The sequence below is a fragment of the uncultured Wocania sp. genome, from assembly GCF_964021735.1.
GTDB lineage: Bacteria > Bacteroidota > Bacteroidia > Flavobacteriales > Flavobacteriaceae > Wocania_A.
In genome coordinates, this window is record NZ_CAXIBN010000132.1 from 1 (window position 1) to 8,597 (window position 8,597).

General features: G+C 32.0%; 10 protein-coding genes. All 10 read right to left on the minus strand.

Going from position 1 to position 8,597, the window contains the following annotated elements; all coding sequences use genetic code 11:
• Positions 1-41: 41 nt before the first annotated feature.
• A complete protein-coding gene (locus AADI82_RS11340) occupies positions 42-1,709 on the minus strand; it encodes a formate--tetrahydrofolate ligase (protein WP_341216549.1) in 1,668 nt (555 codons plus the stop codon).
• 145 nt (positions 1,710-1,854) lie between these two features.
• Positions 1,855-3,159: a deoxyribodipyrimidine photo-lyase gene (locus AADI82_RS11345; protein ID WP_341216550.1), complete on the minus strand. Its 1,305-nt coding sequence runs from the start codon at positions 3,157-3,159 to the stop codon at positions 1,855-1,857.
• 106 nt (positions 3,160-3,265) lie between these two features.
• Positions 3,266-3,727, minus strand: a complete 462-nt coding sequence (locus tag AADI82_RS11350; protein WP_341216551.1) for an SRPBCC family protein — start codon at positions 3,725-3,727, stop codon at positions 3,266-3,268.
• A gap of 4 nt (positions 3,728-3,731) precedes the next feature.
• Positions 3,732-4,193 (minus strand): TspO/MBR family protein, encoded by a 462-nt coding sequence (locus AADI82_RS11355; RefSeq protein WP_034040404.1) that lies wholly within the window; start codon positions 4,191-4,193, stop codon positions 3,732-3,734.
• Positions 4,190-4,357, minus strand: a complete 168-nt coding sequence (locus tag AADI82_RS11360; protein WP_034040403.1) for a Lacal_2735 family protein — start codon at positions 4,355-4,357, stop codon at positions 4,190-4,192. The genes AADI82_RS11355 and AADI82_RS11360 overlap by 4 nt, the downstream gene beginning before the upstream one ends.
• Positions 4,358-4,363: 6 nt before the next feature.
• Complete coding sequence (locus tag AADI82_RS11365; protein WP_341216552.1) at positions 4,364-4,903, minus strand: glutathione peroxidase; 540 nt, start codon at positions 4,901-4,903, stop codon at positions 4,364-4,366.
• A gap of 2 nt (positions 4,904-4,905) precedes the next feature.
• A complete protein-coding gene (locus tag AADI82_RS11370) occupies positions 4,906-5,589 on the minus strand; it encodes an SDR family oxidoreductase (protein WP_341216553.1) in 684 nt (227 codons plus the stop codon).
• Positions 5,590-5,616: 27 nt separating this feature from the next.
• Positions 5,617-5,832 (minus strand): hypothetical protein, encoded by a 216-nt coding sequence (locus AADI82_RS11375; RefSeq protein ID WP_034040397.1) that lies wholly within the window; start codon positions 5,830-5,832, stop codon positions 5,617-5,619.
• Between the two features lie 250 nt (positions 5,833-6,082).
• Positions 6,083-7,510, minus strand: a complete 1,428-nt coding sequence (locus AADI82_RS11380) for an SDR family oxidoreductase (RefSeq protein WP_341216554.1) — start codon at positions 7,508-7,510, stop codon at positions 6,083-6,085.
• A gap of 142 nt (positions 7,511-7,652) precedes the next feature.
• Positions 7,653-8,309 (minus strand): aquaporin, encoded by a 657-nt coding sequence (locus AADI82_RS11385; protein WP_341216555.1) that lies wholly within the window; start codon positions 8,307-8,309, stop codon positions 7,653-7,655.
• Positions 8,310-8,597: the final 288 nt, after the last annotated feature.

Consider the following 8,597-nt stretch of genomic DNA (forward strand, 5'->3'; position numbering starts at 1 on the left):
GTCAGTTCGAGTAATTCGACGCAGGAGAATTGTATCGAGAACTAAAACAACCCCGTAATTTCTCCATCATCATTAATATCAATATTTTCAGAAGCCGGATGCGCTGGTAACCCAGGCATACGCATAATATCGCCAGTAATCGGGATTAAAAAACCTGCACCAGCAGCGATTTCAATTTCTCTAACGGTAATGATGAAATCTTTTGGTCGCCCTAATAATTTTGGGTTATCAGATAACGATTTTTGAGTTTTAGCCACACAAATTGGTAACTGCTCTAAACCTAAATCGGCAATTTTTTTTAATTGTGCCTTGGCTTTCGCTGTATAGTCTACATGTTCTGCGCCGTAAATTTCTGTAGCAATGGTTTCTATTTTATTGGTAACGCTCGATTCCCATTTATATAAAGGTTTAAAGTTTGAGGTTTTCGATTCTACCACATCAATTACACATTGCGCTAATTCTAAAGCCCCTTCGCCACCTTTTGCCCAAACATCGGCCAAAGCCACTTTAATGCCTTTTGATGCTGCAAAATCTTTAATTAATTGTATTTCTTCATCACTGTCAGATACAAATCTATTAATAGCAATTACCGGTGCAACATTAAATTTTGTAATATTTTCAAGATGCTTTTCTAAGTTTGGAAGCCCGTTTTTAAGCGCATCAAGATTAGGTGTAGTCAACGATTTTAAATCGGCGCCACCATGATATTTTAAGGCGCGAATGGTTGTGGTAAGCACAACAGCTTTAGGTTTAAGTCCAGCACTTTGGCATTTAATATCAAAGAATTTTTCGGCACCTAAATCGAAACCAAAACCAGCTTCGGTTACGGTATAATCTGAATGCGACATCCCCATTAATGTTGCAATTACAGAATTGGTACCTTGTGCAATATTTGCAAAGGGGCCACCGTGAATAATGGCAGGATTGCCTTCTATAGTCTGTACTAAATTAGGTTTTATAGCATCTTTTAGTAAGGCTGCCATAGCACCTTCAGCTTTTAAATCTTTAGCATAAATGGGTGCTTTGTTGAACGTGTAGCCAATAAAAATTTTACCCAAACGCTTTTTGAGATCGGTTAAATTTTTGGCTAAACACAGAATAGCCATAATTTCTGATGCCGCAGTAATATCAAATCCTGTTTCTCTAGGAATACCAGATGTTGTGCCGCCCAAACCAACAATTACGTGCCTTAACGCACGATCGTTCATGTCTATAACACGTTTCCAGCCAACCGTTCTAGGGTCTATAAATAAGGAATTTGTTTTGCTTTGAATATTATTATCGATAATGGCAGACAATAAATTATGCGCTTTTTCAATAGCCGAAAAATCTCCTGTAAAATGAAGATTGATATCTTCCATAGGTAACACTTGTGAGTATCCGCCACCAGTTGCACCACCTTTTATACCAAAAATAGGACCTAAAGAAGGCTCTCTTAAAACCACTGTTGTTTTTTTGTTTAACCGATTTAAACCTTCTGATAAACCAATAGAAATTGTTGTTTTTCCTTCGCCTGCAGGTGTGGGAGAAATAGCAGAAACGAGGATTAAATTACTCTTGTCGGCATTTTGTTTATTTATGGCTTGCAGTGGTAATTTTGCTTTATACTTCCCATACATTTCGATATGTTCTGGGTCTATACCAAATTTTTTAGCAATGGTTGAAATAGGTTTAAGTGTAATGGTTTTTGCAATTTGTAAATCGGTCATAAAGTATAAATTTTAATTATCGAAATTTTAACATAGTTGTAAATATATTATATTTAGACGCCATATTTAGTGATTTTTGTCATATAAATAGCACTAAATTTATCGATTTGATAATTTATAAAATGAATTAAAAGAAATATGGCGCTTAATTAAGTGCTTCTTTATATACTTTTAGGCAACGTTCGCGTGCTATTTTATGATTTACAATTGGTGAAGGGTAGGTGAGTTCTTGAAAATCTGGTAGCCATGTATTTATGTATTCCAAATTTTTATCAAACTTCTTAATTTGAGTTGTGGGATTAAAAATTCGAAAATATGGTGCAGCATCCACACCGCAACCAGCTACCCATTGCCAGTTACCAATATTACTTGCCATATCGTAATCATGTAGTTTTTCGGCAAAATAGGCTTCGCCCCAACGCCAATCGATTAGTAAATGCTTACACAAAAAACTACCTACTAACATGCGTACGCGGTTATGCATAAACCCGGTTTGGTTTAATTGACGCATGCCAGCATCAACTAAAGGATAACCAGTTTTACCTTCGCACCATGCTTTAAATTCTACTTCGTTATTACGCCAAATAATGCGGTCGTATTTGGGTTTAAAACTTTTGGTTTGTGTCTGCGGAAAATGCCAAAGAATTTGCATAAAAAACTCACGCCAAATCAATTCTTGCCAAAATACCTCGTTGGTTTCTGCCATGGCTTTTTTTACCATATTGCGAATGCTTACGGTACCAAAACGCAAATGCGGACCTAATCGTGATGTACTATCTTGAGCAGGGAAATTTCGTGTGGCTTCGTAGGTTTGTATTAATTTTGGAGTGACTTGATAGGGTTTTATGCTTTGTTGGGAAGGCTCAAAACCAATATCTTTTAAACTTAAATTTGGAAGTGATTTGTTTGTAATTAAATGATCTAATAATTCTTCCGAATGGAAAGATTTAACATCAGAAGGTTTAAACGTGTCTTTCCAACGCTTCATGTATGGTGTGTAAACTAAATATGGCGTACCATCACTTTTAACAACCTCCTTTTTTTCAAAAACAACTTGATCTTTATAGGTTTTAAAGTCAATATTGTTGTTGTTTAAGAGCGTCTCAATTTCTTTGTCGCGTGTTTTGGCATAAGGTTCGTAATCATGATTAGTGTAAACGCTTTCTATGTTGTATTGTTCAATTAATTGTTTATAGATAGCCAAAGGTTTGCCATAAAACATAGCAATACCACTTTTATATTCATTACTAAGCTTTGTATTTATATTTTGAAGCGTTTCGTAAATAAAGGTAACTCGCACATCATTTTTTGGTAAGGTATCCAGTATTTCTGAATCGAAAATAAATATAGGAAGCACCTTATGTTTTCCTTTTAAAGCTTCAAATAATCCGTGATTGTCTTCTAATCTTAAATCGCGACGAAACCAAAATATGTTTACTGTTTTCTTCATTTATATAACTATTGTCGCATCGATTAATTTTTATAAAAATTGTGTCAAGATGCTTTTCTCGATGCAATCCCGATAAAAACGGAATTAATCGAACTGACATTTTAAATTAATATTTACCGAATAATACTTCTAATTTTTTTGTTCTGTAATTAAAAATTTCTTCCAGTTTTGGTTTAACTAAAATTGGATGAGCTAACTGACCAAGTAATCCAAAGGGAATTTTATAATCAATAATATCTTCCATTTCTACACCGCCATCAATTTCTTTAATAAAGTGTTTGTGGTGCCAAAGCGCATAGGGACCAAAGCGTTGTTCGTCAACAAAATAATGTTTGTCGACAACATGTGTAATTTCTGTAACCCATTTGGTTTTTATGCCTAAAACAGGTGTTACTATGTATTGAATAATCTGACCAGCAAACATAGGTCTGTCTGCTCCAGACAAAATATGGAAACCCATATAATCTGGTGTAATGGTTTTTAGGTTTTCTGGTGATGATAAAAAATCCCATGCCTCATCTAGAGTTATAGGTAAATTTTGTTTTTTATGGAGTCTGTAAATTTTCATAAAATTAGTTGTAGATAAGTATGTAGGCATTTAATGATGTAGCTATACATAACCATATAAAATAGGGGAGTATTAGCAAGCTTTTTGCTTTAAGCTCGTTTTTATAATCGAATAAAAATTTGGCAATAATACCAGTTAATAGGGTGATGCATATAAGTCCAAGAGTAATTAAATGTTGATTAAAGAAAATGTAATTCCAAATAATATTAAGTACAAACTGAATTAAGAATAAAATTTTCAACTTTGTATTTGGTATAATCTTATATAAAAGTGCCATATAGATTGAAAAACAAACCATTATGGTAGTCCAAGCTGCTCCAAAAACCCAACCTGGGGGCGTCCAAGGTGCTTTATTTAAATTCGTGTACCAATCGGTCTGTGGTCCATTATCCATAAGCCAACTTCCAATGGCTAAAGCTCCAAAATTTAGAATTAAGAATACGATAGTATATTTAAATAGTTTCATTTCTTGAAATTTTCAATTTGTTTAGCTATAACTTCTGCTTCTTCATACTTTTTGTCACTTTCAGAACGGTTAATACTTGATAATGTATGCCATTCTTTCATTAGTTTTTCATATTTCTCTTGTAGTTTTTCAACTTCAGTTTTCTTTTTAAACAATCCGAACATAGCTTTTTATTTTAGGTGTTTTGTGATTTTTGAATTTAACGGACTCGTTGCAGAGAAATAATAGTCTATTAGATTTCCATTAGTGTCAATTAAATATTTCTGAAAGTTCCATTTTACGGAAGAATTTATACGACCGTTTTTATTTTTTTGAGTTAACCATGTATACAAAGGATGTTGATTGCTCCCTTTTACATCTGCTTTTTCAGTTATTAAAAATGTAACGCCATAATTTATTTCGCAAAACGATTTTATAGCATTTTTGTTACCAGGTTCTTGTTTTCCGAATTGATTACATGGAACGCCAATAATTTGAAGTTTATCTTTATAAGTTTCATAAAGGTTTTGTAAGTCTTTATATTGAGGTGTAAAACCGCATTTTGAAGCTACATTTACAACAAGTATGTATTTACTTTTAAATTCTGAAAGATTTAAAGCTTTACCATCAAGTGTATTTATTTCAATATCATAAATAGAATCAGCATTTACTATTTTATTGCTTTCTCCTCTTGAAAATAAAGTAGCTATAAACGTTTTTATCGGATTCATATTTATATTTTAAAAGTTACAATACCGCAATCCATTTCGAATACTTGCCCAGACATAGAAGCTGCTTTATCAGATATTAAAAATACTGCCATATCTGCAACTTCTTCAGGATTTAAAAATCTTTTAAGTGGATGTCTTTCTGTAATGTTCTCTATCATTTTATCATTGCGTAACAGTTTAGAAGCTAGTTGCGTATCTGTGACTGTTGGTGCAATAGCATTGATGCGAATGGTTGGTGCTAATTCTGCGCCTAACGATTTCACTAAACCTTCTACACCAGATTTTGATGTTGAAATACTAGCATGAAATGGCATGCCTAGTTTCGCAGCTACAGTGCTAAAAAGTAAAATGGATGGTTTGTTTCCGGTTTTAAGTATGGGAAGATATTTTTGAATAACTTTTACAGCACCCAAAACATTGATTTCAAAATCGTTTTTGAAATCGTCGATACTTAATCGAGAAATAGGTTTTAGATTGATGCTACCTGGACAATAAATAAGTCCGTCGACAGTTTCAATTTCAGGTAAATTTTCTTGAATAACGTCGCAAGAAAAATGGTTTAAATTAACATGCTCTAAGTTAGGAGCGGTTCTGCTAATATTTACGACTTTACAGGAATTAACTAATTTGTTTATAATGGCATTACCAATGCCCTTACTTCCACCTACTACAATAATTGTTTTCATAATGGTTTCAGGGCATTTTTTTGTTTTTTATGGCCTGCCCTTTAGCCTTTTTTCAATTTTTTGTTTAATAACCGTTAAACGTTTCATCAGATCCATAATTTCAGGGTCTTTTTTCTCTTTATAAATAGTATTTAAACTTAATATTAACTCTTTTACTTCCCTAGACGATTCAATACGCTCACTTGTTGTTTTAAAGGTGTGTTTACGTTGTTCAAACTCTAAAGCTTTATCAATAATCTCCATAATTTTTAATCTTTAATCTAATTTAATAAGTATATATAAAACACTTATTTTCATAATTTGCCAATATAATAAATTATATGAGATTTATGTTTTTTAATAAGGTTTATTAAGTAAAATTTAATACTTTATTTTTTTAGAGTTATTTAACTGCTTGTTTAATCATAAATTAACAATTAATGCAAATATACAAAATGTTTAATATTTTTTTAAATAAGTTAAACAAAATAATTTATAGAGCTATAAGAATAATTTATGAGTCTTTAGAAAGTTCATCAATCATTCCTTTAAATATAATACCGTGAAACGGAAGTACGCTAAACCAATATAAACGCCCCAAAAGCCCTAATGGTCTAAATGTAGCGGTTTGTTTGAGCATACCATTTTCAATTTTAAATTCTAACCAAGCTTCACCTGGTAATTTCATTTCTGCATAAAGTAAAAGTTTTTGTTGAGCTTTATCAGCAAAAATAACTCTCCAAAAATCTAGCGCATCTCCAGCATGTAATTCTGTTGGGTTTGTACGACCTCTTCGTAAACCAATACCACCGAAAAGTTTATCAATATAGCCCCTAATACGCCATAAGAATGTACCATAATACCAACCTGTTTTACCGCCGATAGCCCAAATTTTATCGATTGTTTTTTTAGGATTATTTACAGAACGTTCTTTATAATCTTTAAAGCAGCCATATTTAGGCACATTAATGTATTTGTGTAAACTATTGCGTAATCTACCACTGCTAACCATAGAGTCTTTCCAGCTGGAAATTATACTGTTTTGTTCTATTTTTTCAAAAGCTAATGCAACGGCTTGTTTGTAAGTAAGTGGCTTTACATTTAATATTTTATTGATATTACTGGGTTTTCCAATAATTTGAACACCCATGCTATCTACCAAAGTTGATGCTAGCTTGTAAGATGTAGAGGTTACAAAATATAACCAGTAAGACGATAATTTTGGTGTCATTACTGGTACAGTTAAAATGTAGCGTTTTAAATCTCGTACTTCAGCAAATTGCAATAAGAGTTGTTTGTAGGTTAAAACTTCTGGACCAAAAACATCATACGATTTATTGTAAAGTATTTTATTTCCTGCAGCACTAGATAAAAAAGTTAAAACATCCCTTACTGCAAGTGGTTGTGTTTTAGTGTCTAACCACTTAGGGGCAATCATAAATGGTAATTTTTCGACTAAATCTCGTATAATTTCAAACGATGAACTCCCAGAACCTACTATTATTCCAGCTTTAAAAATTGTTGTCGCATAGTGTTTTGATGCCAAAGTATGCTCAACATTTAATCTTGAACGTAAATGTTTCGACAACTCATCTTCATTTGTTATACCACTTAAATAAATAACCTGTTTTACTTGGGTTTTTTCTAATTGGCTTTTAAAATTTATAGCACAACGTTCTTCAAGAGATTCAAAACTTTTTGAAGAATTAGACATAGAATGTATTAAATAATACGCTACATCAATGTCCTTTGGAATGTTTTTAAGAGTTTCAGTTTTTAAAAAGTCTACTTCAACTATATCTATTAATTCTTCCTCTGTATAACTCTTGTCTGCACGAAGTTTATCTCGAACACAGCAAACCACTTGATGTCCTTCGTTTATTAAAAAAGGAATAAGTCGTTTACCAATGTAACCTGTTGCTCCTGTTACTAGAATTTTCATGTAATAGCTTTTTATGAGGATTAGACGAATTATAGTTAACTCGAAGACTTATATTTTAATTTGCTGTTTGCTAATAAGTTTTTGTAAAGATAATAAATGTTTAATTTTTTTTAATAAAAATTAAACAAAATTTTAAATATTATTAACAACAATTATCCGTTTTAACTAATTTACAGCTAGAAACTGCAGCAATTGTGCCTAAAATAGGAGCTGTAATATAAAGCCACAAATATTGAAAATTACCTGTAAATAAAGCAGGAGCAATAGAGCGAATAGGATTCATAGAAGCTTTAGTTATAGGGCCAGCAAACATAGCTTCTAAAAGTATAACACCACCAATAGCTATACCTGCCATAGTACCAATTTCTTTACTTCCAGTAGAAACATTAATAATAACTACCATTAAAAAGAATGTTAATAAAAACTCTAAAACAGCGGCTTTGTAGGGGGGAAATCCATTGGTTGGGGTAGTTTCACCTAAAAACTGACTTTCTGGAAATAAGAACCACAAAATAAAGATAGCTAAAAAAGCACCTATAAACTGCGAGATTATATATTTAGGAACTTGCTTCCATGCAAATTTTTTTGCAACTGCGAAACCAATAGTTACTGCGGGGTTAAAATGCGCTCCAGAAATTTCGCCAAAAGCATAAATCATTGCCATAACAATAAGCCCCCATGTTATGGCTACTCCTACGTGTGAAATGCTTCCGTTTGTAATTTCATTTATTGTCATGGCTCCACAACCACAGAATACCATGGCAAATGTACCTATTGTTTCAGCATAATATTGTTTCATTAGTAATAATTTATTTGCGTTAAAGATTGTGTTCTACGACTATACTCAGGATAAACTTCATCCTTTTTTGTTTTTTAAAAAAGATATAGCGTAAAACCTAATCCTTATGAGTTACGTCATAATTAATATAATGCAAATATACAATCCCTTATTTTAAGCTTTTGTTAACAATAAAAGATATTGTATTGCTTAATTTTATAGAATTACAAATAATTATTTGATTAACTAATAAAAACTTAAAATGAAAAAACTACTATTAATTTTAATGGCATTTACAATGGCTTACTC